At 67.3% G+C, this 23,124-nt stretch carries 22 protein-coding genes; 10 read left to right on the plus strand and 12 right to left on the minus strand.

Translation table 11 applies throughout. The features are described from left to right. Window positions 1-16: 16 nt before the first annotated feature. Genes mlaD through N8888_RS18660 form a run of 4 tightly spaced genes read left to right on the plus strand, consistent with a single transcriptional unit; the run spans window position 17 to window position 2,507 of the window. Window positions 17-541 carry an outer membrane lipid asymmetry maintenance protein MlaD gene (gene mlaD / locus N8888_RS18645; protein ID WP_053517247.1) on the plus strand — a complete coding sequence of 175 codons (525 nt, stop codon included), beginning with the start codon at window positions 17-19 and terminating at the stop codon, window positions 539-541. Next, entirely contained in the window at window positions 538-1,200 is a 663-nt protein-coding gene (locus N8888_RS18650) for an MlaC/ttg2D family ABC transporter substrate-binding protein (RefSeq protein WP_053517245.1), read from the plus strand. Before mlaD ends, N8888_RS18650 begins: the two co-directional genes overlap by 4 nt. Continuing rightward, entirely contained in the window at window positions 1,190-1,501 is a 312-nt protein-coding gene (locus N8888_RS18655; RefSeq protein ID WP_053517244.1) for an STAS domain-containing protein, read from the plus strand. The genes N8888_RS18650 and N8888_RS18655 overlap by 11 nt, the downstream gene beginning before the upstream one ends. A gap of 1 nt (window position 1,502) precedes the next feature. Next, window positions 1,503-2,507 (plus strand): MlaA family lipoprotein, encoded by a 1,005-nt coding sequence (locus N8888_RS18660; protein ID WP_065174059.1) that lies wholly within the window; start codon window positions 1,503-1,505, stop codon window positions 2,505-2,507. A 58-nt stretch (window positions 2,508-2,565) separates the two neighbouring features. Here N8888_RS18660 and N8888_RS18665 read toward each other — a convergent pair whose 3' ends face one another. The 3 genes from N8888_RS18665 to rmuC all read right to left on the minus strand — a co-directional run bounded on the left by N8888_RS18665 (window position 2,566) and on the right by rmuC (window position 5,203). Then, window positions 2,566-3,111: a glutathione peroxidase gene (locus tag N8888_RS18665; RefSeq protein ID WP_065174060.1), complete on the minus strand. Its 546-nt coding sequence runs from the start codon at window positions 3,109-3,111 to the stop codon at window positions 2,566-2,568. A 68-nt stretch (window positions 3,112-3,179) separates the two neighbouring features. Next, a complete protein-coding gene (locus N8888_RS18670) occupies window positions 3,180-3,569 on the minus strand; it encodes a hypothetical protein (RefSeq protein ID WP_263176597.1) in 390 nt (129 codons plus the stop codon). 71 nt (window positions 3,570-3,640) lie between these two features. Then, window positions 3,641-5,203 carry a DNA recombination protein RmuC gene (rmuC, locus tag N8888_RS18675; RefSeq protein ID WP_253118417.1) on the minus strand — a complete coding sequence of 521 codons (1,563 nt, stop codon included), beginning with the start codon at window positions 5,201-5,203 and terminating at the stop codon, window positions 3,641-3,643. A gap of 50 nt (window positions 5,204-5,253) precedes the next feature. Here rmuC and N8888_RS18680 point away from each other — a divergent pair, with 50 nt between their 5' ends. Then, complete coding sequence (locus N8888_RS18680; RefSeq protein WP_263176599.1) at window positions 5,254-5,859, plus strand: glutathione S-transferase family protein; 606 nt, start codon at window positions 5,254-5,256, stop codon at window positions 5,857-5,859. A gap of 72 nt (window positions 5,860-5,931) precedes the next feature. Here the strand turns inward: N8888_RS18680 and N8888_RS18685 are convergent, their stop codons facing one another. Beyond that, window positions 5,932-6,939 carry a zinc-binding alcohol dehydrogenase family protein gene (locus N8888_RS18685; protein WP_164151451.1) on the minus strand — a complete coding sequence of 336 codons (1,008 nt, stop codon included), beginning with the start codon at window positions 6,937-6,939 and terminating at the stop codon, window positions 5,932-5,934. Window positions 6,940-7,030: 91 nt separating this feature from the next. On the opposite strand from N8888_RS18685, the gene N8888_RS18690 reads away from it, so the two are divergent. The 3 genes from N8888_RS18690 (at window position 7,031) to N8888_RS18700 (ending at window position 10,248) form a co-directional block, all read left to right on the plus strand. After that, window positions 7,031-8,002, plus strand: a complete 972-nt coding sequence (locus tag N8888_RS18690) for a LysR family transcriptional regulator (protein ID WP_197600198.1) — start codon at window positions 7,031-7,033, stop codon at window positions 8,000-8,002. 15 nt (window positions 8,003-8,017) lie between these two features. Next, window positions 8,018-8,647: a leucine efflux protein LeuE gene (gene leuE, locus N8888_RS18695; RefSeq protein WP_053517234.1), complete on the plus strand. Its 630-nt coding sequence runs from the start codon at window positions 8,018-8,020 to the stop codon at window positions 8,645-8,647. Window positions 8,648-8,820: 173 nt separating this feature from the next. Continuing rightward, window positions 8,821-10,248 (plus strand): amino acid permease, encoded by a 1,428-nt coding sequence (locus N8888_RS18700; protein WP_053517233.1) that lies wholly within the window; start codon window positions 8,821-8,823, stop codon window positions 10,246-10,248. A 51-nt stretch (window positions 10,249-10,299) separates the two neighbouring features. On the opposite strand, the gene N8888_RS18705 is transcribed toward N8888_RS18700, so the two are convergent. Beyond that, window positions 10,300-11,541 carry a dipeptidase gene (locus N8888_RS18705; protein ID WP_111187099.1) on the minus strand — a complete coding sequence of 414 codons (1,242 nt, stop codon included), beginning with the start codon at window positions 11,539-11,541 and terminating at the stop codon, window positions 10,300-10,302. A 128-nt stretch (window positions 11,542-11,669) separates the two neighbouring features. Further along, window positions 11,670-12,839, minus strand: coding sequence for a class I SAM-dependent rRNA methyltransferase (locus N8888_RS18710; RefSeq protein WP_263176603.1), 1,170 nt, complete (start codon window positions 12,837-12,839; stop codon window positions 11,670-11,672). 350 nt (window positions 12,840-13,189) lie between these two features. Between N8888_RS18710 and N8888_RS18715 the strand changes: the two genes are divergently transcribed. Next, window positions 13,190-14,152 (plus strand): TerC family protein, encoded by a 963-nt coding sequence (locus tag N8888_RS18715; RefSeq protein ID WP_053517229.1) that lies wholly within the window; start codon window positions 13,190-13,192, stop codon window positions 14,150-14,152. A 103-nt stretch (window positions 14,153-14,255) separates the two neighbouring features. Continuing rightward, complete coding sequence (locus N8888_RS18720) at window positions 14,256-15,026, plus strand: rhomboid family intramembrane serine protease (protein ID WP_053517228.1); 771 nt, start codon at window positions 14,256-14,258, stop codon at window positions 15,024-15,026. 88 nt (window positions 15,027-15,114) lie between these two features. On the opposite strand, the gene N8888_RS18725 is transcribed toward N8888_RS18720, so the two are convergent. The 6 genes from N8888_RS18725 to rpmH form a co-directional block, all read right to left on the minus strand. Then, window positions 15,115-16,230, minus strand: a complete 1,116-nt coding sequence (locus N8888_RS18725) for a glycerophosphodiester phosphodiesterase (protein WP_263176606.1) — start codon at window positions 16,228-16,230, stop codon at window positions 15,115-15,117. A gap of 143 nt (window positions 16,231-16,373) precedes the next feature. Continuing rightward, window positions 16,374-17,723, minus strand: a complete 1,350-nt coding sequence (gene mnmE / locus N8888_RS18730) for a tRNA uridine-5-carboxymethylaminomethyl(34) synthesis GTPase MnmE (protein WP_263176607.1) — start codon at window positions 17,721-17,723, stop codon at window positions 16,374-16,376. Between the two features lie 3 nt (window positions 17,724-17,726). Then, window positions 17,727-20,399: a polysaccharide deacetylase family protein gene (locus N8888_RS18735; RefSeq protein WP_263176608.1), complete on the minus strand. Its 2,673-nt coding sequence runs from the start codon at window positions 20,397-20,399 to the stop codon at window positions 17,727-17,729. A 115-nt stretch (window positions 20,400-20,514) separates the two neighbouring features. Then, window positions 20,515-22,230: a membrane protein insertase YidC gene (gene yidC, locus N8888_RS18740; RefSeq protein ID WP_065174067.1), complete on the minus strand. Its 1,716-nt coding sequence runs from the start codon at window positions 22,228-22,230 to the stop codon at window positions 20,515-20,517. Beyond that, window positions 22,230-22,724: a ribonuclease P protein component gene (gene rnpA, locus N8888_RS18745; protein WP_080375251.1), complete on the minus strand. Its 495-nt coding sequence runs from the start codon at window positions 22,722-22,724 to the stop codon at window positions 22,230-22,232. Before rnpA ends, yidC begins: the two co-directional genes overlap by 1 nt. A gap of 5 nt (window positions 22,725-22,729) precedes the next feature. Next, window positions 22,730-22,870, minus strand: a complete 141-nt coding sequence (rpmH, locus tag N8888_RS18750; protein WP_005411729.1) for a 50S ribosomal protein L34 — start codon at window positions 22,868-22,870, stop codon at window positions 22,730-22,732. Window positions 22,871-23,124: the final 254 nt, after the last annotated feature.

Here is a 23,124-nt window from a genome sequence, read left to right on the forward strand (position 1 = left end):
CGATCAGGTACTCCCCATGGCCATCCGCGGTCCCAGACTCGAATTCTCCGTCGGCGCATTCCTGCTGCTGGCCCTGGCGTCGCTGCTGGTGCTGGCCGTGGCTTCCACCAACCAGCGCTGGAGCTGGGGCGGTGACGGCTACGAGCTGAAGGCGCGCTTCTCCCAGGTCGGCCAGCTGCGCAAGCAGGCGCCGGTCAAGATCGGCGGCGTTACCGTCGGCCAGGTTGCCGCGATCGACCTGGACCCGGTCAAGTTCGAATCCATCGTGACCCTGCGCATGGATAGCAAGGTCAAGGACCTGCCGGCGGATACCTCGGCCGGCATCTTCACCAGTGGTTTGCTGGGCGAGAGCTATATCGGTCTTCAGCCCGGTGGTGATCCGGAAGTGCTCAAGCCCGGTGAGGAGATCGTCTTCACCCAGCCGGCGGTGGACCTGATCCAGCTGGTCGGCAAGTACATGTTCAGTGGCGGCGCCGGCGGCGGCGCAGACCCGAAGCCCAACGATGGCGCACAGGCGCCTGCAAAGGAACCGCAACCATGAAGATGAAACTGATCCCGGCCCTGCTCGCGTCCTCGCTGCTGCTGGCGACCCCGTTGCTCGCCCAGGCGCAGGCCGCGGCCCCCGCTGCCGCCGCTCCGCAGGCCCAGGCCGGCAAAGTGGTGATCGATGCCAGCAGCCGCATCCTGTCCACCCTGCAGCAGCGCAAGAGCGAGTTCAGCAGCAATCCGTCCAGCCTGCGCTCCTACATCGACAGCGAACTGAACCGCACCTTCGACCGCGACTACGCGGCGCGCCTGGTGCTGGGCACGCATGCACGCGGCGCGTCGGATGCGGACATCAAGCTGTTCGCCGATGCGATGGCCGACAGCCTGATGCAGCGCTACGGTTCGGCCCTGCTGAACATCCAGGGCAGGCCGAGCTTCCGCCTGAAGGGTGAAAGCCCGCTGCCCGGCAACCGCGGCGTGCGCGTGAGCACAGAGCTGGTGCGTGCGGGCAACGAACCGACGCCCGTCGAGTACTGGATGCGCAACGTGAACGGCCAGTGGAAGATCTTCGACGTCAACATCGAGGGCATCTCCTACGTGCAGACCTTCCGCAACCAGTTCGACAGTCCCCTGCGCCAGAAGGGCATCCGACAGGTGGCCAACGAACTGCACAGCGGCAGCATCCAGGCCGGACCGGCCGGCAATGGCAAGTAACGCGCTGGCACTGCTGGAAGGCGGCACCCTGCGCCTGCGCGGGGCGCTGGATCGTGCCGCAGTGATTGCCCTGTGGCCGCAGCTGCAGGCGTTGCCGGCGCAGCTGGCACGGCTGGAACTGGGCGAGGTCGAGCGCGTGGACAGCGCCGGCCTGGCCCTGCTGGCCGAACTGGCCGCGCGCGCGCGCAAGGCCGGCCACCCCCTGGTGATCTCCGGCATGCCCGCCGGCTACAACGAACTGAGCGCAGCCTACCGGCTGTCGCCCGACCTGGATTTCAACGCTACTTCTGCTGCGAGCTGACATGAACGTCGTACGCGCTCTCCCCCTGATCGTCCTGGCCGCCGCGCTCAGCGCCTGTGCCGGCAAGCCCGCGCGCAGCGATGCGCCGGTTGCCGATACGCTGGTTCCGGCCAGCCCGACCGCCGCCACCGATACCGCCACCGATGCCCCCGCACCGGCAGCGGAGCCCACCCCCGTGGCCAGCGGCGAAACGGCCACGGCCAATACGCCTCCGGCCACGGACGCGTCTGCTGGAACCAGTGCCTCGGCTGCCGCTGCGCAGCCCGGCGGCGACGATGATTTCGACGCGCTGTACGGCGCCGACGGTGCGGCTGGCAACGCGGTGGCCTACGACCCGTGGGAACCGTTCAACCGCAAGGTGCACCGGTTCAACGTGGCGGTCGACAATGCCGTCGCGCGACCGCTGGCGACGGCTTACACCCACGTGGTGCCACGCTTTGCCCGCACCGGTGTGAGCAACTTCTTCAGCAACCTGCGCTCGCCGGTAACGATCGTCAACCAGCTGCTGCAGGGCCGTCCGGATGATGCCTGGGACACGCTGGGTCGCTTCCTGATGAACTCGACGCTGGGTATCGGTGGCCTGTTCGATCCGGCCAGCAAGGCGATGGTCGCCAACCGCAAGGAAGACTTCGGCCAGACGCTGGGTGCATGGGGCTGGCGTCGCTCGCGCTACGTCGAGCTGCCGTTCTTCGGTCCCCGCACCGTGCGTGATGTGTTCGGCCTGGCCGGCGACATGCCGCTCTCGCCGATCCGCAACATCGAAGAGGACAAGGTCCGCATCGGCCTGCAGGGCCTGCAGCTGGTCGACAGCCGCGCGCAGCTGCTGGCGGTGGACGATCTGCGCAGTTCGGCGGTGGACGAGTACGCGCTGGTCCGCGATGCGTGGCTGCAGCGTCGCAACTACCAGATCGAGAACGATCTGCGTGGCAAGCGCAACCGCGGCCAGGACGATCCCAACTCGCCGATCCCGATCGATGCGATGCCGATGCCGCAGTGGGGCAACTGAGTCCTGCCGGCACCCCATGAAAAAACCCCGCCTCGGCGGGGTTTTTCATGGCGGGCGATCAGGCGCCCAGTGCGGCGTCGACGGCCTCGCGCAGACGCGCATCATCGGCGGCCACATCCGGCGCGAAGCGGGCGATGACCGCGCCGTCGCGGCCCACCAGGAACTTCTCGAAGTTCCACAACACCGCCGGCGCCGGGTGGATCGGAATCTCCTTGCTGGACAGTCGCTCGCGCAGCGGGCCTTCGCCGATGGCCTGCGGCTGCGCGGCGATCAGCTGCTGGTAGAGCGGGTGCGTGTCATCGCCGGCCACGCTGATCTTGGCGAACATCGGGAAGGTGACATCGTAGGTCAGCTGGCAGAACTGCTGGATCTCCGCCTCGCTGCCCGGCTCCTGGCCAAGGAAATTGTTGGCCGGGAAACCGAGCACTTCCAGCCCCTGTGCCTGCTTCTGCGCATACAGCGCCTGCAGGCCCTCGTACTGCGGGGTCAGGCCGCACTTGGAGGCGACGTTGACCAGCAGCAGCACCTTGCCCTGGTAATCGGCAAGACTGGACGGCTGGCCGTCGATGGTGGTGAGGGGAATGTCCTGGATCGGGGTGCTCACGCGGGGTGCTCCGGCAACAGCGGGGAATGGCCCATCAGCATAGCGCCACGTGGCTGCGCCGGAACGCCTCAATCCACGCAGAGCGTGCCCTGTGCCTTGCCGTCGTCGATGCGCTGACGACAGCCGAAGTTCTGGCTGACGTCACGCTGGCAGGTGCCGGTGGCTGCCGTGCCGGCGGCGATGCCGTCGCTGGCCAGGCATTGGCCGGTGCAGTCACGCTTGCTGCTGCAGGTCTTTCCTGCGTCGGCGTATGGAATCACGCACTGCAGGCGCTGCAGGCGTCCCAGCGGCTGCAGGGTGCCGCCGGCGGCCTGGCAGTCCACATCACGCGCGTCCTGGTAGGCCTGCGTGGCCTCCGAGCCTGGCTGGGCATCACCGGCCTGCGTGGCAGGCGGTGTACTGCTGCATGCAGCAAGCACTGCCGCCAGGGCGGCACTGGCGGCAAGGTGGAAACGCATGGCGGTACCTGTTGGCGATGGACAGGCCGCCAGCATACGCATCGCCCCCGTCGGCAGGGTGTCTGCGTCGCTCAGCGGGCGTCGGTCCCGCCTTCACTTCCGTCGTCCTCGCCGCTGCCTTCCGCATCCCCTTCGCCCAGGTCGCCGAGCAGCGATTGCGCCTGCTCGGTGGCCAGCGATTCCACTCCGCGCAGCCTGCGCTCGATGGTGCGCGTCTTGCGGCTGGCGTCGCCGATGCTGCGGCCCACGGTGCTGATCTGCTTCTCGGCCTTCTCGAGGATGCCGGCGAACTTGCCGAATTCGCTCTTCACCGCCCCCAGCAGGCTCCACACCTCGCTGGACCGCTGCTCGATGGCCAGCGTGCGGAAACCCATCTGCAGGCTGTTGAGCAGAGCGGTGACCGTGGTCGGCCCGGCCACGACCACGCGGTGATCGCGCTGCAGGCCGTCGACCAGGCCCGGACGCCGGATCACTTCGGCATAGAGGCCCTCGGTAGGCAGGAACATCACTGCGAAATCCGTGGTGTGCGGCGGCACGATGTACTTCTCGCAGATCGACTTGGCCTGCACCCGCACCGCGCGCTCAAGCTGGATGCCCTGCAGGCGCACGCCCTCGGCATCGCCCTGCTCCTGCGCATCGAGCAGGCGCTCATAGTCCTCACGCGGGAACTTGGAGTCGATCGGCAGCCATACCGGCGTGTCGTCGTTCCTGCGGCCCGGCAGGCGCACGGCGATGTCGACCATCTCGCCACTGTCTGGACGGACCTTGACGCCCCGCGCGTACTGCTCCTGGGTCAGGGTCTGCTCGAGAATGTTCTCCAGCTGCACTTCGCCCCAGCTGCCGCGGTTCTTGACGTTGGTCAGCACGCGCTTGAGGTCGCCGACGCCGGTGGCCAGCTGCTGCATCTCGCCCAGCCCGCGCTGCACCTGCTCCAGGCGTTCGGAGACCAGGGTGAACGACTGGCCCAGTCGTGTTTCCAGCGTCGACTGCAGCTTCTCATCGACGGTGTGGCGCATCTGCTCCAGCTTCTGGGCGTTGTCGTTCTGCAGCGCGCGCAGCTGTTCTTCCAGAGTGGCGCGCATCTCGGCGATGCGCTGTTCATTGCGCTGGGTCAGCTCCTGCAGCCGCAGGCCCAGGCTATCGGTCAGGCGCTGCTGGGACAGTGCACCCTCTTCGCGGCCCTTGCGTGCATCGTCCACCAGGGTCTGGCGCAGCGCGCCGAGCTGGGCATCGGTGCGGCCGGTGAGTTCCTGCAGCTGCTGGCCGAAGGCATGGATGCGCGCCTCCTGCTGCTGGCCGAAGCTCTCCAGCTGGCCTCGCAGTTCCTGCAGCCGCTGCGCCAGCAGGGCGCCGCTGCGCTGCTGGCTGTCGGCGGCTTCGGCGCGTGCCTTGCGTGCATCCTCGCCCAGCGCCTCGCGCAGCAGGTCCAGGCGCTGGTCGGTGCGGGTCGACAGGTCGGTCAGCGCCCGGGCAAAGCCATCCAACTGTTCGCGCAGTTCACTGCGGCCCGTCCGTGCCTCCTCGCGTACGGCCTGCTCCAGCCGATCATGCGGTGGGCGGCGCAGCAGGGCGACCAGCTGCAGGATGAGTACGACCAACAGGAGGCCGGCGATGAGCAGGGATTCGGTTTGCATGGCACCAGTGTAGGCTGGGCCAGTCTCAACTGCTGCGTCCCGCCCCGGTCATGCTCGCGCTGTTCGGAAAGCCCACGTCGATCAACGTACGCAAGGTGCTGTGGCTGTGCGCCGAGCTCAGGCTGGCCATCGAGCACGACCCGGCACCGTCGGCACGGCAGCTGGCCGGGCTGAATCCGAACCTGCAGGTGCCGGTGCTGCGCGACGGCGGCTTCGTGCTGTGGGAATCGAACAGCATCTGCCGTTACCTGGCCTCCCGCGCCGGACGCGCTGACCTGCTGCCGGCAGATGCGCAGGCGCGTGCGAAGGTCGAGCAATGGATGGACTGGCAGGCGACCGACCTCAACAGCGCCTGGCGCCACGTGTTCATGGCGCGCGTGCGGCAGCATCCTGACTATCCCGACGACGGCCGCGCCGAGACCGGCCTGGCCCGCTGGAATGAGCTCATGGGTCTGCTGGATGCCCAGCTGGCCGGCACGGGAGCGTATGTCACCGGCGACGACTTCACCCTGGCTGACATCGCGCTGGGCCTGTCCACCCAGCGCTGGCGCAGCACCCCCGGCGCCAGGCCCGCGCTGCCCTGCCTTGACGCCTGGTTTGACCGCCTGCGGTCGCGACCCGGGTTCGCCGAACACGTCGACAACGGTGAACCCTGAGGCAGCGGCACGTACCGCGAGGCCTCCTGCAGGGCCGGGTCATGCTTTGCTCTGCAGGAGGCAGACAGGCCTCTACCAGCCCTCGAGAACGATCTTGCCCTTGGCGCGGTGACTCTCCAGCACGGCATGCGCGCGACGCAGGCTCGCCGCTTCAATGCGGCCGAAATGCTCGCCCAGCGTGGTCTGCAGCACGCCGGCATCGACCAGGTCCGCGACGCGGTTCAACAGCACGTGCTGCTGCTGCATGTCCGGCGTCCGGTACAGCGGGCGGGTGAACATCGATTCCCAATGCAGCGACAGCGCCTTGCGCTTGAGCGCCATCACATCCAGCTGGCCAGGATCGTCGATCAGCCCCAACTGGCCCTGTGGCGCCAGCACCTCCACGATCTGCGCGAAATGCTGGTCGGTGTGGGTCAGGCTGGCGACATGCTCCACCTGCGCGATGCCCAGCCGTGCCAGCCCTTCGGCCAGTGGCTGGCCGTGGTCGATCACATGGTGCGCGCCCATCGCGTACACCCAGTCCTGCGTCTCCGGGCGCGAGGCGGTGCCGATCACGGTCAAGCGGGTCAGGCGACGCGCAAGCTGCACCAGGATCGAGCCGACGCCACCGGCCGCGCCGATCACCAGCAGGGTCTGGCCCTCGCCTGCGCCCTCGGCGATGCGCAGGCGATCGAACAGCAGCTCCCAGGCCGTGATCGCCGTCAGCGGCAGGGCTGCGGCGGCCGCATCGTCGAGGCTGGCCGGCTTGCGGCCCACGCTGCGCTCGTCCACCAGCTGGTACTCGGCATTGCTGCCGGACCGGTCGATCACGCCTGCGTAGTACACCGCGTCGCCCGGCTGGAACAGGGTCACCTCACTGCCCACCGCATCGACGATGCCGACGGCATCCCAGCCGAGCACGCGCGGGCCATCGGTGGCCATGTTGCGGCGGACCTTGGTGTCGACCGGGTTCACCGCCACCGCGCGCACCGCCACCCGGAGGTCGCGCGGGCCCGGCTGCGGAAGCGGCAGGTCGATATCGATCAGGGCCTGTGCATCGTCGATCGGCAGGCCGGCATGGGAATAGGCAATGGCGCGCATGGCAGCGGTCCAGTGGGAAAGGAGGCCACAGCGTGCGCCGCGCACGGTCCGCCGGAAAGGCGCACAATCGGGCAGGACTTTCACTCCTGCGATGAAAATGATCCGCTTCGACGACCTGCAGCTCTTCGTCCGTACCGCCGCGCTGGGCAGCTTCTCGCAGGCCGCGCGCGAGGCCGACCTGCTGCCCGGACAGGTCGCCGCCGCCGTGGCCCGGCTCGAGCGCGAACTGGACCTGCGCCTGTTCGTGCGCACCACCCGCAGCCTGCGGCTGACCGCCGAAGGCGCGCTGTACCTGCCTTACGCGCAGGAGGTGCTGGCGACCCTACGCGAAGGCCAGGCCCGGGTGCAGGGCGAGGATGCCGAGCTGCATGGCACGCTGCGGCTCTCTGCCCCGTCGGACTTCGGACGCAACCTGCTGCTGCCGTGGCTGACCCGGTTCCGTGCGATGCATCCGCGATTGCGACTGCATCTTCGCCTGTCCGACGAAGTGGCTGATGTATTCCGCGATCCGGTCGATGTGGCGATCCGCATCGGGCACTTCGATGATGCCAGCTATGTCGCCCTGCCCCTGCTGGAAGGCAACCGGCGCGTGCTGGCGGCGTCGCCCGGCTACCTGCAGCGGCGCGGCACGCCGCAGCGGCTGGAGGATCTGCGCGAGCACGACTGCCTGGCCTACCAGCTCGGTGGTCGCGCCTACGACCGCTGGGCCTTCGAGGTCGACGGCCGTCGCGTGGTGATCCCGGTACAGGGCCCGCTGGTGTGCGACGACGCCGATGTGGTGCGGCGCTGGGCGGTGGCCGGTGAGGGCATCACCTACAAGTCCTGGCTGGACCTGCGCGAGGACGTGCTGGCCGGGCGCCTGCAGCTGCTGCTTGGCGGTGTGGGCAGCCACATCCCACTGCAGCTGGTCTGCCCGCACCGCAAGCAGTTCTCGCCCGCGGTGCGGCAGCTGCATGCGCAACTGCGCCAGCACCTGCAACCACTGCTGTCGGGCATGCCCGAGGGTAGCGGCAGCCCCCTGTCGCAGCGCGCGGCACTGGCCGACAATACCGGCTCCCCGTAGCAAGAGAACATCGCCATGCCGTGGATGGGCATCCAGGACCTGTGGACGTTTCTGGTCGCCGTGCTGGTGTTCCTCGCCCTGCCCGGGCCTGGCACGTTCACCCTGTTGACCGCCACCGGCCGGGGCGGGGTGCGCGGTGGTTACACCGCACTGGCCGGCCTGCTGGTCGGCGACCAGATCCTGATGTGGCTGGCCCTGGCCGGCGTGGCGGCCCTGCTGAAGGCCAACCCGCTGGTCTTCCACGCCGTGCAGTACCTGGGCGCGGCCTATCTGGTGTGGGTGGGCATCAGCCTGCTGCGCACGCCCAGGCAGGAGGGGGGCGATGCCGGCCCGATCCGGATGCAGCCGGGCCGCTACTTCCAGCAGGCGATCCTGGTCAGCCTGCTCAATCCGAAGGCGATCCTGTTCTACATGGCCTTCCTGCCGCTGTTCATCGACCCCAGGGCGCACCAGGGCATCGCCACCTTCGTCGCGCTGGCGGGGATCATCTTCGTGGTCAGCATCGCCTACTGCTCGCTGCTGATCTGGGTGGGCAACCTGGCGCGGCGCCGGTTGATCCAGCATCCGCGCGTCAGCGACGCGCTGCGACGCGTGGCCGGAGTGTTCCTGGTCGGCTTCGGCATCCGCCTGGGACTGAACGGCTGACCGGCACGGCGACGGCTGTCGGGCCCGTTCCGCAACCTTTGTGCTGATTCCGGCAGTGTCGTCGCGGTCATGCGCGCGCTGCGCCAGGCATGACCCCCGTCAGTGGTAATGCTGCGCTGCATTCGGTCACACTCGGAGACTTGTCGTTATCAGTCACCCCTTCCGAGGCCTGCATGTCCCTGCTCCGGCGCAAGTCCCTAGATTCCGTCACCGTCCACGAAGCCGGCAGGCGACTGGTCCCGACACTCAGCTGGCCGCACCTGATCGCGCTGGGCATCGGCGCCATCGTCGGTACCGGCATCTACACGCTGATCGGCGTCGGCGCCAATCTCGCCGGCCCGGCCGTCCTGATCTCCTTCGCCATCGCCGGTGCGGTCTGCGCCTGCGCAGCCCTGTCCTACGCCGAGCTGTCGACGATGATGCCGGCCGCCGGCAGTGCCTACACCTACAGCTACAGCGCGTTGGGCGAGGTGTTCGCCTGGGTGGTGGGCTGGAGCCTGATCCTGGAGTACTCGCTGGTGGTCAGCACGGTGGCCGTGGGCTGGTCGGGGTACTTCGTCGGCTTCCTGGAGTGGGTCCACACCCAGTTCGGCTGGGACGTGACCCTGCCGGCCGCGCTGGCCGCGGGTCCGCACGTGGAAGGCGGCATGATCAATCTGCCGGCGATCGTCATCACCTGGCTGGTGGCCCTGATGCTGATGGCCGGCACCAAGGAGAGCGCGACCCTCAACGCGATCCTGGTGGTGTTCAAGCTGATCGCGCTGGCCATCTTCGTGGCAGTGGCACTGCCGGCCTTCGACAGCAGCAACCTGCAGCCGTTCATGCCGTATGGCTTCGCCAAATCACTGGGTCCGGATGGTGTCGAGCGAGGCGTGATGGCGGCCGCCGCGATCATCTTCTTCGCCTTCTACGGTTTCGACGCGATCTCCACCGCTGCCGAGGAGACCAAGAACCCGGGCCGCGACCTGTCGATCGGCATCATCGGTTCGATGATCGGCTGCACCATCGTCTACGTGCTGGTGGCGCTGGCCGCCGTGGGTGCGATGAGCTACGCGGTGTTCGGCCACAGTGCTGAGCCGCTGGCGCTGATCATGCGCCAGCTCGGCCACCCGACCGCGGCGATGGTGATCGGTGTCATCGCGATCATCGCCCTGCCGACCGTGCTGCTGGCCTTCCTGTACGGGCAGAGCCGCATCTTCTTCGTCATGAGCCGCGATGGCCTGCTGCCGCGTGGCCTGTCCAAGGTCAGCGCGCGCACCGGTACGCCGGTGGCCACCACGCTGTTCACCGCGCTGGTGGTGTCGGCCCTGGCCGGCGTGGCACGCCTGGACGAGATCGCGGCATTGGCCAATGCCGGCACCCTGGCGGCGTTCACCGCGGTGGGCATCTGCCTGGTCGTGCTGCGCGTGCGTGAACCGAACCGCGAGCGAACCTTCCGCACGCCGCTGGCCTTCATCGTCGGGCCACTGGCCGCGCTGGGCTGCATCTACCTGTTCATCAGCCTGCCGCACACCACGCAGCTGTACTTCCTGCTGTGGAATGTCGCGGGCCTGGTGCTGTACTTCCTGTACAGCCGTCGCCATGCGCTGATCGCGCGCTGATCCAGACCGCGCCGGGCACGGCCCGGCGCAGATCCGGCCCGGGCGGGGCGGTTACCCGCCCTGCCTGGCGGCGTAGTCCTGCGCCTGCCGCATCACCCGCAGCAGATTGCCGCCCCAGATGCCGGCGATCTGCTGTTCCGTGTATCCCTTGCGCAGCAGCCACGCGGTGATCTTCGGCAGCTGGCTGACATCGGGCAGGTCACTCAGGCCGCCGCCGCCGTCCCAGTCCAGGCCGATGCCCACGTGTTCGGGCCCGACCACCTGGAGGATGTGCTCGAAGTGGGCGAAGAAGTCCTCCAGGCTGGCGTGCCGGACGGGGTGTTCGTGGTCCAGTGCCTGTTCGGCCTTCAACAAGGCCACGCCCTGCTCGATGCCCATGCCTTCCCAGCCTCCCAGCTGCCGGCTGAGTGCTTCTTCGGCCTGTTTGCGCTCGGCCGTCTTGCCGGTGTCGATCAGATAGCCGCCATAGGCGTTGACCTGGATCACACCACCGGCCTTGGCCAGCTTCTTCAGCCGCGCGTCGTCGAGGTTGCGTGGATGGTCGTAGACCGCCTTGGCTGAACTGTGCGAGAGCACGAACGGCACCGGCATCATCGCCAGCAGATCGTCGAACACGGCATCGGAGGCATGCGACTGGTCGATGACAATGCCGAGCTTCACCGCCTCGCGCACCAGCGCCTTGCCGGCCGGGCTCAGGCCTTTCCACTCCGGTCCCTTCGGATCGGTCGCAGAATCAGCGAACTCGTTGTTGGCGAAATGCACCGTGCTCAGCAGGCGCAGGCCGGCACGGTGATAGAACGAAAGCAGGCTGGGGTCGGCCACCAGCGGGCTGGCGTTCTCCATGCTGATGTAGACCACGCGTTTGCCGGCGGCCTTGATCCGCGCCGCATCGTCAGCGGTCAGGGCCAGGGCGAACCGATCGCCGTTGGCCGCCACCATTTCGCGGATTTCCAGCAGGCGCTGCAGGCCGTGATCGCGCTCGGCCAGGTGGGCGGCGGCGCTGCGGTCGCCCTGGTCGGTGTAGATCGCCCAGAACCCGCCGTCCAGTGATCCCTCGACCATGCGCGGGTAGTCCACCTGTGACAGCGCATTGCGATCATGGCGCTGTTCGATATCGAAGCCGGTGCGGCCAAAGTTGGCCGGCGTATCCAGGTGGCTGTCGAGCGTCAGCAGGCGCTGCTGCAATGTCTTGGCACGCGCAAGCTCCTGCGCGCTGAACTCGATGGCATGGGCGGTCAGCGGCGCGCTCAGCGCCAGGGCAAGCAGCACGGACAGACGGCGCAACGACGGCATGGGGTTCCTACCGGCAATGGGAAGAACCCGACCATAGCGCTGCGGCCGGCCAATTTGTAGAGCCGAGCGCATGCTCGGCTGCCAGACAGATCAGCCGAGCGTGGGCTCGGCTCTACAGCGCCACGCGGTCAATCAACCACGCGGCAGAACACCGCCTTCAGGTAACGCGATTCCTGCACGTGGGCCATGAACGGATGATCCGCGCCGGCACCGGCAACCTTCAGGATCTGCAGGGTGCGGCCGGAGAAATAGGCCGCACGGCGCAGCATGTCCAGGAACTGGTCCTCGGCCACCAGGCCGGTGCAGGAGAAGGTGGCGAACAGGCCACCGGGCTTGACTACGCCCAGCGCCAGCTTGTTCATGTCCAGGTACTTCTTCAGCGCATTGATCACCTGGTCGCGGTCGCGGGTCATCTTCGCCGGGTCCAGGATCACCACGTCGTACTGCTCACCGCGGTTGGCGGCGTCGCGCAGCCACGGGAAGATATCGGACTGGATGAACTTCGGGCGCACGTTGTTCAGGCGCGAATTGCCCTTGGCGATCTGGATCACGTCCTCGTCGATGTCGATGCCGATCACTTCCGAAGCACCACGCGCCGCCGCGTACACGGCAAAACCGCCGGTGTTGCAGCACAGGTCGAGCACGCTCTTGCCTTCCACCTGCTGGCTCAGCCACTCACGGTTCTCGCGCTGGTCGGCGAAGAAACCAGTCTTGTGCGCACCGGCCGGGTCGGCGCGGAACTTGATGCCGTACTCGGTGATCACCGACGCTTCGGTGGTGGTGTTGCCGTGGAAATCGAAGCTTTCCTGCTTCTGCACGTGTTCGTCGGCGAAGCTGTGGAAGCGGCAGCCGGGGAACTGCTCACGCAGCGCATCGTAGATCCACTCGCGGTGGCGGAACATGCCGGCGGCAAAGAACTCGACCACCACCAGGTCGCCGTAGCGATCGACCACCAGGCCGGACAGGCCATCGCCCTCGCTGTGCACCACGCGCCAGGCGTCGGACACGGCGTCCAGCTTCAGCACGTCACGGCGCAGCGACACCGCCTGGGCGATCTTGCGCGAGAACCAGCCGGCATCAACCGCAACGGCCTGATGGGTTTCAAGAATGCGCACGGCGATGCGCGAGTGCCCGTTGTAGAACCCGCGCCCGATGAATTCCCCGTCCACCCCGACCACGTCGACGAGGGAACCGGGCTTGGGCCGGACGGTCGGCTTCTCGACCAGTTTCTGGAAGATCCACGGGTGGCTGGAGCGCCACGCGTTCTTGAGGCGGACAACGGGAAGGGGGGTATTCATCCACCTATTGTAAACCGGCCGCCGGGAGTCAGATCCCCGCAGGGGCTCTGACCCCTCTCTGGCGGGAACATGGGCTCGGGGCCCCTGCGGGGATCAGCCCCCGGTGCCCGGGCATTTGACGGCGGACGCGGCAGGCCGCAGAATCGGCGCCAGAAGGGGAGTAGCTCCCAGACGTTGTCGCCGTCATTTCGAGCCCGCAGGCTCCGGTGCAACGGCAGTTCCAGCCGACTGGAGCTGCGAGCGAGACCTTCGCCGTACTGGCGAAGCTCTGTCCCTGGATCCCCTCCCGATCCTCCGTTGCAGATCCTCGCCGTCCGGCCTGGCATTCATCTTTCCAACGGACATTCCCAATGCAGACGATCGGTAACATGTGGTTGTGGGGCGGCTTCGCAGCGGTGGTGGTCATCGCCCTGCTGGTCGACCTCGTGTTGATGCGCCATGGTGGCCCGCACAAGGTCACCTTCAAGGAGGCCCTGTGGTGGTCCATCGGCTGGGTCGCGCTGGCCCTGCTGTTCAACGCCGGCCTCTGGTACTACCTGAATGAGACGGCCGGCCAGGTCGTGGCCAACAAGGTCGGTCTCGAGTTCCTGACCGGCTACCTGGTCGAGAAGGCGCTGGCGGTGGACAACATCTTTGTCTTCCTGATGATCATGAGCTACTTCGCGGTGCCGGAGGAACAGCGCCAGAAGGTGCTGATCATCGGCATCCTGGGCGCGATCGTGCTGCGTACGATCATGATCTTCGCCGGCAGCGTGCTGATCAGCCAGTTCCATTGGCTGCTCTACGTGTTCGGCGCCTTCCTGCTGTTCACCGGCTGGAAGATGTGGTTTGCCGCCGGACAGGAGCCGGACCTGGAGAGCAACCCGGCCCTGCGCTGGATGCGCAAGCACCTTCGCCTGCTGCCGGAGTACGCAGGCAACGCCCTGAGCGTGAAGCGCGACGGCGTGCGCTGGTTCACCCCGTTGTTCGCGGTGCTGATCCTGATCGCCGTCACCGACGTGATCTTCGCGGTGGACAGCATCCCGGCGATCTTCGCGATCACCACCGATCCGTTCATCGTGCTGACCTCCAACGTGTTCGCGGTACTGGGCCTGCGTGCGATGTTCTTCCTGCTGGCCGGCATGGCCGACCGGTTCCACCTGCTGCCGTACGGCCTGGCACTGGTGCTGGGTTTCATCGGCATCAAGATGATGATCATCGACCTGTTCAAGATCCCGACCCCGGTCTCGCTGGGCGTGGTCGCGCTGATCATTGCCGCCACCGTCGTGCTGAGCCTGAAGTACCCGCCCAAGGAAGGCGAAGGCCAGGCCTGATCGCGGCTGGCAGACATGGCCAGCGGGATTGTCCCGCTGGCCGCTTCCACTCTCCCGCAGCGGTGGCCTTGGTTTCGCGCCAGCCACCGCCATTGCTTGAGGTATGAACAGCAACGCGCCCCTGCCCGCCGGCGACGTGCCGGCCCCCCGCAACGACCGCCTCCGCATCCTGCGGGCGTTCAATGTCAGCCTGGCCGCCGTGCTGGTGCTGGTGGTCGTGTTCGCCCTGCAGGGCACGTTCGACTGGCGCCCCTGGGCGGTAGCGCCGCTGGAAGCCAAGGGCCTGCTCGGCCTGCTCGGCGGCCCGCTGCTGCATGCCTCGGTCGAGCACATCGCCGCCAACAGCATCGCGATCCTGATCCTCGGCACCCTGGCCGGAAGCGTCTATCCCAGGGCCACCGTCCGCGCCCTGCCCCTGCTCTGGCTGGGATCGGGTGTGGGCGCATGGATGCTGGGCAATCCCGGCAGCGTCCATCTGGGTGCCAGTGGCGTGACCCACGGCCTGATGTTCCTGCTCGCCGGCCTCGGCCTGCTGCGCCGCGACCGCGCCGCCATCGCCACCGGCCTGATCGGCATGCTGTTCTACGGTGGCATGCTGATGACCATCCTGCCGCATGCCGACGGCGTGTCCTGGCAATCGCACATGGGCGGCGCCTTCGCCGGCATCATCGCAGCGCTGCTGTTCCGCACCGCCGACCCGCTGCCACCGCGTCCGCGCTACAGCTGGGAGGACGAGGAAGACAACGCAGAACCGCTGGCCGACGATGAACTGGAGCCGCCGTCGCCACACCGTGTGCCGGTCCTGTGGCAGCCGCGCGAAGGGCAGGATTACGTGGTCATCCCGTTCCGGCGGCCGGACGAACCGCGCGGCTGAGGTGGGATGGGTCCGCCGGGCATCGCCCGGCGCTACGGTTCACCGGCATCCCGGGTAGCGCCGGGCCATGCCCGGCGGCGTTGACGTGTCAGTTCGCCGCGTTGCCCGCCGCGCCAGTGCCATCCACCGCCTGCCGGCCCAGCGCCGGGTCATCGGTGAAGAACGCATCGATGCCGGTGGCCAGATAGGCGCGCATCTCGGCGATCGAGCCTTCGGCGTTGCGCGCGTTGTCCGCCCCCCTGCGCAGGTTGCTGGGCTGGAACTGATTCTCCGGGCGGAAGGTATACGGGATCACCATCAGGCCGGCCGCGTGCGCATCGCGCACCAGCGCGGTCGGCGTTCCCAGTGCACCGTTGACGTCCAGCGGAATGATCGAGCGCAGTTCAGGACCGATGCCATCGGCATAGGCCGCGATGTCCTTCAGGCCCGCTGGAGTCATCATCTGTGCATAGGTCAGCGTGCCCCCGGCCTTGGCGACGTCGGCCGGCTGGGTATCGCCCTTCCACAGCAGCTGCAGCAGGCGGATGTTGCTGTCCTGCGGGATCTTGCTGCGCAGGTAACGCAGGTTGGCGGTCTCGAAGGACTGGATGGTGACCGGGCCGACGTTGGTGTAGGCATTGCCACGCAGCGCGGCCAACAGTTTGTCTTCCATCGGCAGACCGATGGACTGGAAGTAGGTCGGATGCTTGATCTCCGGCACCAGACCGATGCCTCGATTGGCGCGGCCGGCCTGCTGGACCAGGAAGGCGAGGATTTCATCGAGACTGGCGATGCGGAACTGGCCGTCGTAGGCGGTGCTGCGCAGGTCGGGCAGGCGTTCGCGCGCGTACAGCGTCTTCAGCTCGGCCAGGGTGAAGTCTTCGGTGAACCATCCGTCCACCGTCTGCCCGTCGATGACCTTGCGGGTGCGGCGGCTGGCGAATTCGGGATGCGAGGCGACATCGGTGGTGCCCCCGATCTCGTTCTCATGGCGGGCCACCATCACCCCGTCCCGGGTCATCACCAGGTCCGGTTCGATGTAGTCGGCTCCGTCGGCGATGGCCTGTGCATACGCAGCCAGGGTGTGTTCCGGCAGCAGCGCGCTGGCGCCGCGATGACCATAGACCGACGCCTTGGCCGCGGCCGGGAGAGAGGATTCAGCACTCATGGCCACCGATGGTGCCACGGCCAGCGACAACAGCAACGCACAACCCCACGACTTCACTGCAACGTCCCCCAACGGTAGGTGATGGGCGGCAGTATGCGGCGGCAATGTGACAGGTGGGGGACCTGGGGTCGGATCCCCGCAACGGCTGTCACCCCATGTGGCAAACGGGGTCAGAGCCCCTGCGGGAATCTGACCCCGGCTTACTTGCCGATGCAGAAGCTGGAGAAGATCCGTCCCAGCAGGTCATCGGCGCTCATCTGCCCGGTGATCTCGCCCAGCGCGTCATGCGCCAGGCGCAGCTCTTCGGCTGCCAATTCCAGGTGTTCGTGGGCCAGCTCGCCATCAGCGCGACGGGCATGTTCCTGCGCACGCTCGATTGCATCCACGTGGCGGGTGCGCGCGGAGAACTCGCCGTCCACCTGTTCGCCCGCGCCTGCCGACGCGATCGCGCGCAGGCGCGCGTGGAGGTCGTCGAGTCCTGCACCGGTGGCGGCCGAAACGAACACACGGTCCGGATCGTCCACGGTTGGGCCGGCCTGCAGCAGATCCGACTTGTTGTGGATGTAGACCTTGTGCGGCACAGCCCTCACCGCTTCGCCGATGGCCGCCTCTCCCGCCGCCGGATCGCGTGCATCCAGCACGATCAGCGCCAGGTCGGTGCGTTCGATCTCCACGCGCGCGCGGCGCATGCCTTCGCGTTCGATGGCGTCGCCACCGTCGCGCAGGCCGGCGGTATCGACCAGGGTCAGCTCCAGTCCATCCAGGCGGATGGTCTCGCGCAGCGTGTCGCGCGTGGTGCCGGCGATGTCGGTGACGATGGCGCGTTCGCTGCCGGCAAGCGCATTGAGCAACGAACTCTTGCCGGCGTTGGGCGGGCCGATCAGCACCGCGTGCAGGCCATCGCGCAGGCGACGGCCACGCTCGGCATCGCGGCGCAGCAGGGCCAGGTCGCTGCGTGCCAGTTCCAGCCCGCGGCGCACCTGCGCGCCGCCCAGCGTATCCAGCGGCTCATCGGCAAAATCGATGGCCGCTTCCACATGCACGCGCAGCAGCACCAGCTGCTCGACCACGGCGTCGATGCGCCGCGAGAACACCCCATCCAGCGAGCGACGGGCAGCACGCGCGGCGCGGTTGTCGTCCGCAGCGATCAGATCGGCGATGGCCTCGGCCTGAGCCAGATCGAGCTTGCCGTTGAGGAAGGCGCGCTCGCTGAACTCACCGGGCCGCGCCTGCCGCGCGCCGAGCGCGATGCAGCGTGCAACCAGTTGCTGCAGCAACACCGGGCTGCCATGGCCCTGCAATTCCACCACTTCTTCGCCGGTGAAGCTGTTCGGTGCCGGGAACCACAGCACGATGCCATCGTCGATCACCTCGCCGTCGGCGTCGCGTAGACGTGCGTAATGCGCGTGACGTGGGCGCAGGCCGGTTGCGCCCAGTGCGTTGGCGATGGCGCCGGCGCGCGGGCCGGACAGGCGCAGAATGCCGACGCCACCTGCACCTGGCGCGCTGGCGATGGCGACAATGGTGTCGGTGCGGGTCGCGTCGTTCATCACTCAGAGTTTCTCCAGCTGTGCGCGCGCCTGTGCAGCACCACTGCCCTGCGGCTGCAGCGCCAGGTAGGTGGTGTAGGCCTGCTTCGCCTTGGCCTTGTCGCCGGCGTTGAAGTAGGCATCGCCCAGATTCAGATAGGCCACGGCGCGCGATGGGTCGATCTTCAGCGTGTTCTCCAGCCAGCGCGCAGCTTCAGCGTAGCGCTGCTGGCGGTAGTAGACGAAGCCGAGGTTGTTCGCGGCCTGGGCGAAGTCCGGGCGAAGCTTCAGCGCCTCGGTGAACTGCGCGACCGCCTCGTCGTACTGCTTTTCCCGGTACAGCTGCAGACCTCGGTCATTGGCTTGCTGCGCGCGTTGGCGATCCGACGCAGGACCGGCGCTGGGCACCACCAGCTTGGCCCTGCCGCCCTGCAGGTCGGCCACGGTCACTGGCGTCTGGCTGCCCTTGGCTTCACTGGCGGCCTCGACCTTGTTGTTCAGTGCGATCGCATCGGCAGTCAGCTGGCGCGTATCGGCGTTGAGGAATTCCTGGCTGTCCGGAACCTGGAACACGAACTCGCCGCCCTGCGAACCGGGCAGGCTGCCGAAGGCCGGCGTCTGGTGCGAAACGGCCGATACTGCCGGCGCCACGTAGGCGGCCAGTTCGGTACCGGTGATCAGGCCGTCGCCGTTGAGATCGCCCTTGCCGGCCAATGCCTGCAGCAGCACCCACGTGAACACCGAGTGCCCGTTCGGGCCGGCGTCGGCCACCTGCTGGTCGGCACCGCCGGCGGTCAACATCTGCCGCGCGCTGCGACGCGCGTTCTCGCGCAGGAACGACGACGACGAGGGGCCACTACGGGTCAGGCCCAGGCCGCTGTAGCAGGCATCCATCACGAACAGCACGTGCTTGGCCTGCATGCTCTCGGCGATGTTCTGGATGTCGGTCATCGCGATGGCGTCGGTGGCGAACTCCTTCGGGTCCGAATCGACCGGGATGATGTAGCCAAGGTCGCGTCCGGAGGCGAGCTGGCGGGTGGCGCCGTGGCCAGCGAAGAACACGAACACGCGGTCATTCTTTCCGGTGCGGTCATCGGCCAGGCGGTCGTGGAAGGCGGCGAGGATGTTGTTGCGCGTGGCCTGCTCGTTCTTCAGCACGATCACCTGCGAGGACGGGAAGCCGAACTGCCCGGTCAGAGTGTCGGCGACCGCCTGCGCATCATGGCTGGCGTATTCCAGTTTCGGCCACTTGGCGTAGCTGTCGATACCGACCACGATCGCCCATGATTTCTCGTAGCCGGTGGTGACGGTGGCGGCACCGGCATCACCCTTGCGCGCACGCGCCACGGTGAAATCGCGGCCGTTCCAGCCGGCAAACTGGTAACCGTCGGCAATCAGCCGGTCGAGGATCTGCGGCAGCGCCTTCACTGCGCGATCGTGGATGTCGTGGAACAGGATGATGCCGCGCTGTTCCTTGTTCACCTGGTCGAGCACGCGCTGCACGATCGATTCCGGCACCGGATCGGCCCAGTCCATCGAGTCGATGTTCCACATGATCGACTTCAGTCCGGCCTCGTTCAGCAGCTGCATGCCTTCGGCGTTGCGCGCACCGTACGGGAAGCGGAACAGCGGCGCGCGCTTGCTGTCCACATCCTTCAACAGCGTATCGGTGTCCAGCACCTGCTGGCGCAGCGCATCACCGGTGGTGCGCGAGAGCTGCGCATGGGTCAGGCTGTGGTTGCCCACCGCATAGCCGTCTTCCATCAGCTGGCGGCTGATCTTCGCCATCGGGCCGAGACTGACCTTGCCATCGGCTTCGACCTTGCCGAGGTTGCGACCGACCTCGAAGAACACGCCCGGCACGTCGTAGCGTTTGAGGATGGCCACCACTTCATCGGTATAAGCCTTATGCGGGCCATCGTCGAAGGTCAGCACCACGGTCTTGGCCGGCAGGTCGCGGCCGAAGATCTCGCGGTCGCTGTCCTTCATCGACATCGGATACGGCTCGATCACCCCGTAGTCGCGCAGGATCGCTTCGCGGCTGTAGTCCTTGCGCAGGTGGGCGATGTAGTCCTCCCACTTCTCGCGTTTGAGCCCGATGGCACGGGTGCGCTCGAAACGGCTGAAGATGCGGGTCAGTTCCTGGTTGTAGTTGCGCTCGATCTCATCGAGCGCTTCCAGATCCTCGCCGATGCGCTGGTGCAGCTTCACCGCCGGCAGCGAAGAGTCGGTGCCGATGCGCTCATGCAGATCGCGCAGCACTTCGCGGAAGGCCAGGCGGTCGGCGTCGAACAGTTCCGGCGCCGACTCGATGTAGTCCAGCACGGTGCCGAGAGTGGCGAAACGCTGGGAGCTGGAACCACGCAGCAGCGTATCGAACTGCGCGGCGATCGCCGTGCGCTGCTCCAGCCCATCGTGGAACAGCTGCTGGCCCACGCGTGTGGACCTACCACGATCGGCGGCCGACTGCTGTTCCTCGTCGGCCAGCAACACGATGATCCGGCGGTAGCCGTCGAGCTGCCTCTGCAACGCAGCCAGCAACGGCGCAGCGGCCGGATCGGCGGCCGCCGCCGCCTGCGCGCTGGGCTGGGTGACGGTGGTCGCCGGTGCCTTCGCGTCCTTGTCACCACAGCCGGCAACGGCCAGGGTAAGCAGCAGCGAAGGAAGGAACAGGCGGAACGACGACGCACGTGGCATGGCCAACTCGGAAGTGGGAGGAACGGTGTGCGGGGAATTCTAACGCCGCATGCGAAAAGCCCGCCTTGCGGCGGGCTTCTGCTGCGGTCAGCCGGCCAGCGGCCGACTCTACCGATTACTTCTTCTTGACCGGAGCCGACGCGGCGGTGGCCGGGACCGGGTCGCCGCCATGGCGCTTGGTCATCCACCACTGCTGCAGCAGGCCCAGGCCGCCGTTGACCACCCAGTACAGGACCAGGCCGGACGGCATGAAGGCCATCATGACGCCGAACACCAGCGGCATGAACTGCATCATCTTCTGCTGCATCGGGTCCATGCCCGGCGCAGGCGTGAGCTTCTGGGTGAACCACATCACCGCCACGTTGATCACCGGCAGGATGAAGTACGGGTCACGCGCGGTCAGGTCCTGGATCCAGCCCAGCCACGGCGCCTGGCGCAGTTCGACCGACTCCACCAGCACCCAGTACAGGGCGAAGAAGATCGGCATCTGGATGAGGATCGGCAGGCAGCCGCCCATCGGATTGATCTTCTCCTTCTTGTACAGCTCCATCATCGCGGTCTGGAACTTCTGGCGGTCATCGCCATAGCGTTCCTTCAGCTGCTGGATGCGCGGCTGGAAGCGGCGCATCTTGGCGCCACTCTTGTATTGCACGGCCGACAGCGGGTACAGCACCAGCTTCAGCAGCACCACCAGGCCGACGATCGCCCAGCCCCAGTTGCCGACCAGCTTGTGCACCTGGTTGAGCACCCAGAACAGGCCCTGGCCGATCACCGCCATCATCGAGAAACGGCTGTAGTCGACCACGCGGTCCAGGCCCGGCACGTCTTCCTTGGCGATCAGGTTGACCAGCTTGGGGCCGACCCACAGGCGCGCTTCGGTGCTGGTGGACTGGCCCGGGGCCAGGGTAAAGGCCGGTCCGCGCGCCTCGATCAGGTCACGACCGTCCACCTGCGACAGCACGTAGTGGGCAACCTGGTCCTTCTGCGGGATCCACGCGGTGAAGAAGTGGTGCTGCAGCATCGCCAGCCAGCCGCCGGTGATGTTCTGGTTCAGCGCACCGTCCTCCAGGTAATCCTTGAACGCACGACGCTGGTACTTCTTGTCGTTGTCGTACCAGGTGGCGCCGTTGAAGCTGAAGGAATCCGGGTTGGTCATGCTCCGCGACAGGATGGTCGGGGTGCGGTCCAGGGTGCGGTAGACGTAGCCGTTCCACGTGGTGGCGCCGGCATTGCTGACTTCATCCTTGAAGCGCACGGCGTACTCGTTGCGCGAGACGGTCAGGGTGCGCTTGATGGTCACGCCGTTGTCGGCGGTCCACACGAACGGGATCTGCAGTTCGTTCTGACCCTTGGCCAGCACGAAGTCGCGGGTGTCACCGACCAGCTTGAAACCGTCGGCGCCGGGCACCGGGGCGTTCTTGTCCTGGCTGGCCCAGCCGCTGATCGCGCTGTACGGATGCGCGGGATCTTCGGTCAGCAGGCGGACCGGCGGGCTGCCTTCATCCTTGGTCTGCGGGAACTGCAGCAGCTCGGCGTCGAGCACGCGGCCCCCGTCCAGCACCAGGCGCAGGACGTCGGTGGTGACGGTCACGCGCTGGGCGGCCGGGGTCGCGCTGGCCTGGGCCTGCGTGGGCGCCTGGCCCGGGGCCGCCGGCACCTGGGCGCTGGGAACGCTGCCTGCGGCGGCGCCCGGCACGGTCTGCGCCGCGGCCGGGGCAGAACGGGTCGTCGGAGCAGGGGTCGGAGCGGCCTGCTCGCGGCTCCACTCCATCCACAGCAGCACGGCCACCATCAGCCAGGCAAAAATGAGAAATACGCGGGTCTGGTTCATCAGCGGACAGGCTCGGCGGGGCCGGAACGCGGTGCCGGCTCGGTCAAAGAGGGAGTTGCGATGCCATCAGGCGGCGGCATTGTGCCGTCCACGCCCGGCGCGGGCAATGCACGCAGGCGGCGCAGCAGGCGCAGGAAGGCCTGGCGGATGTCGTCGTTGCTGGCATGACGCGCAGCACTACGGGCCACGACGACAAAGTCGCCTGGCTGGATATCGGTTCGTGTCTGACGCAGGATGTCGCGCAGGACGCGCTTGATCCGGTTGCGCCCGACGGCGTTCGGATCGACCTTGCGGGAAACCGCCAGACCCAGCCTGGCCGGCCGGTCAGCCGGCAGCCAGTGCAGGGTCATCAGCGGATCGGACACACGGCGGGCGCCGTTGAAGACCGTTGAGTATTCGGCACGCGTGCGAACCCGCGCAGAGCGAGGGAATCGCTTGCGCGGGTCTGCAGTATTCACTGTCGAAGGGATTGCGTCTGCCGCGATGTGCGGCATGGCAATCAGGCGCTCAGGACTTTGCGGCCCTTGGCGCGGCGACGCGACAGGATCTTGCGGCCGTCAGCGGTCTTCATACGGGCACGGAAGCCGTGGTCGCGCTTACGCTTGAGGTTGCTGGGCTGGTAGGTGCGCTTGGTGGCCATTGGGGCCTCTCGTATGAATGGGACGGAAAGAACCGGAAATTCTAGAGAGGTACCCCACCCCGCGTCAAGCCCTGGGGACTACGCGAATTCACCGGCCTGTGCAATAGCTGTGGATGTTTTTGTGAATAAGTAGGGGACAAGCATTCCGAAGGCGGGCGCTCGGTGGTAGTCTGAGCCATCCATTTCCCCCCTTTCCGGCCTGTGTTTGGGCGCCTTGTCGCGCCCCCACCCCGGCCATCGGACGATTATTGCTG

This window comes from Stenotrophomonas maltophilia (assembly GCF_025642255.1).
Taxonomy (GTDB): Bacteria; Pseudomonadota; Gammaproteobacteria; order Xanthomonadales; family Xanthomonadaceae; genus Stenotrophomonas; species Stenotrophomonas maltophilia_P.

Excerpts from the sequence above, each read along its gene's own strand:
- mlaD (WP_053517247.1), top strand. The coding sequence starts at position 17 with ATGGCCATCCGCGGTCCCAGACTCGAATTCTCCGTCGGCGCATTCCTG.
- N8888_RS18650 (WP_053517245.1), top strand. The coding sequence starts at position 538 with ATGAAGATGAAACTGATCCCGGCCCTGCTCGCGTCCTCGCTGCTGCTG.
- N8888_RS18655 (WP_053517244.1), top strand. The coding sequence starts at position 1,190 with ATGGCAAGTAACGCGCTGGCACTGCTGGAAGGCGGCACCCTGCGCCTG.
- N8888_RS18660 (WP_065174059.1), top strand. The coding sequence starts at position 1,503 with ATGAACGTCGTACGCGCTCTCCCCCTGATCGTCCTGGCCGCCGCGCTC.
- N8888_RS18670 (WP_263176597.1), bottom strand. The coding sequence starts at position 3,569 with ATGCGTTTCCACCTTGCCGCCAGTGCCGCCCTGGCGGCAGTGCTTGCT.
- rmuC (WP_253118417.1), bottom strand. The coding sequence starts at position 5,203 with ATGCAAACCGAATCCCTGCTCATCGCCGGCCTCCTGTTGGTCGTACTC.
- N8888_RS18680 (WP_263176599.1), top strand. The coding sequence starts at position 5,254 with ATGCTCGCGCTGTTCGGAAAGCCCACGTCGATCAACGTACGCAAGGTG.
- N8888_RS18685 (WP_164151451.1), bottom strand. The coding sequence starts at position 6,939 with ATGCGCGCCATTGCCTATTCCCATGCCGGCCTGCCGATCGACGATGCA.
- N8888_RS18690 (WP_197600198.1), top strand. The coding sequence starts at position 7,031 with ATGAAAATGATCCGCTTCGACGACCTGCAGCTCTTCGTCCGTACCGCC.
- leuE (WP_053517234.1), top strand. The coding sequence starts at position 8,018 with ATGCCGTGGATGGGCATCCAGGACCTGTGGACGTTTCTGGTCGCCGTG.
- N8888_RS18700 (WP_053517233.1), top strand. The coding sequence starts at position 8,821 with ATGTCCCTGCTCCGGCGCAAGTCCCTAGATTCCGTCACCGTCCACGAA.
- N8888_RS18705 (WP_111187099.1), bottom strand. The coding sequence starts at position 11,541 with ATGCCGTCGTTGCGCCGTCTGTCCGTGCTGCTTGCCCTGGCGCTGAGC.
- N8888_RS18710 (WP_263176603.1), bottom strand. The coding sequence starts at position 12,839 with ATGAATACCCCCCTTCCCGTTGTCCGCCTCAAGAACGCGTGGCGCTCC.
- N8888_RS18715 (WP_053517229.1), top strand. The coding sequence starts at position 13,190 with ATGCAGACGATCGGTAACATGTGGTTGTGGGGCGGCTTCGCAGCGGTG.
- N8888_RS18720 (WP_053517228.1), top strand. The coding sequence starts at position 14,256 with ATGAACAGCAACGCGCCCCTGCCCGCCGGCGACGTGCCGGCCCCCCGC.
- mnmE (WP_263176607.1), bottom strand. The coding sequence starts at position 17,723 with ATGAACGACGCGACCCGCACCGACACCATTGTCGCCATCGCCAGCGCG.
- N8888_RS18735 (WP_263176608.1), bottom strand. The coding sequence starts at position 20,399 with ATGCCACGTGCGTCGTCGTTCCGCCTGTTCCTTCCTTCGCTGCTGCTT.
- yidC (WP_065174067.1), bottom strand. The coding sequence starts at position 22,230 with ATGAACCAGACCCGCGTATTTCTCATTTTTGCCTGGCTGATGGTGGCC.
- rnpA (WP_080375251.1), bottom strand. The coding sequence starts at position 22,724 with ATGCCGCACATCGCGGCAGACGCAATCCCTTCGACAGTGAATACTGCA.
- rpmH (WP_005411729.1), bottom strand. The coding sequence starts at position 22,870 with ATGGCCACCAAGCGCACCTACCAGCCCAGCAACCTCAAGCGTAAGCGC.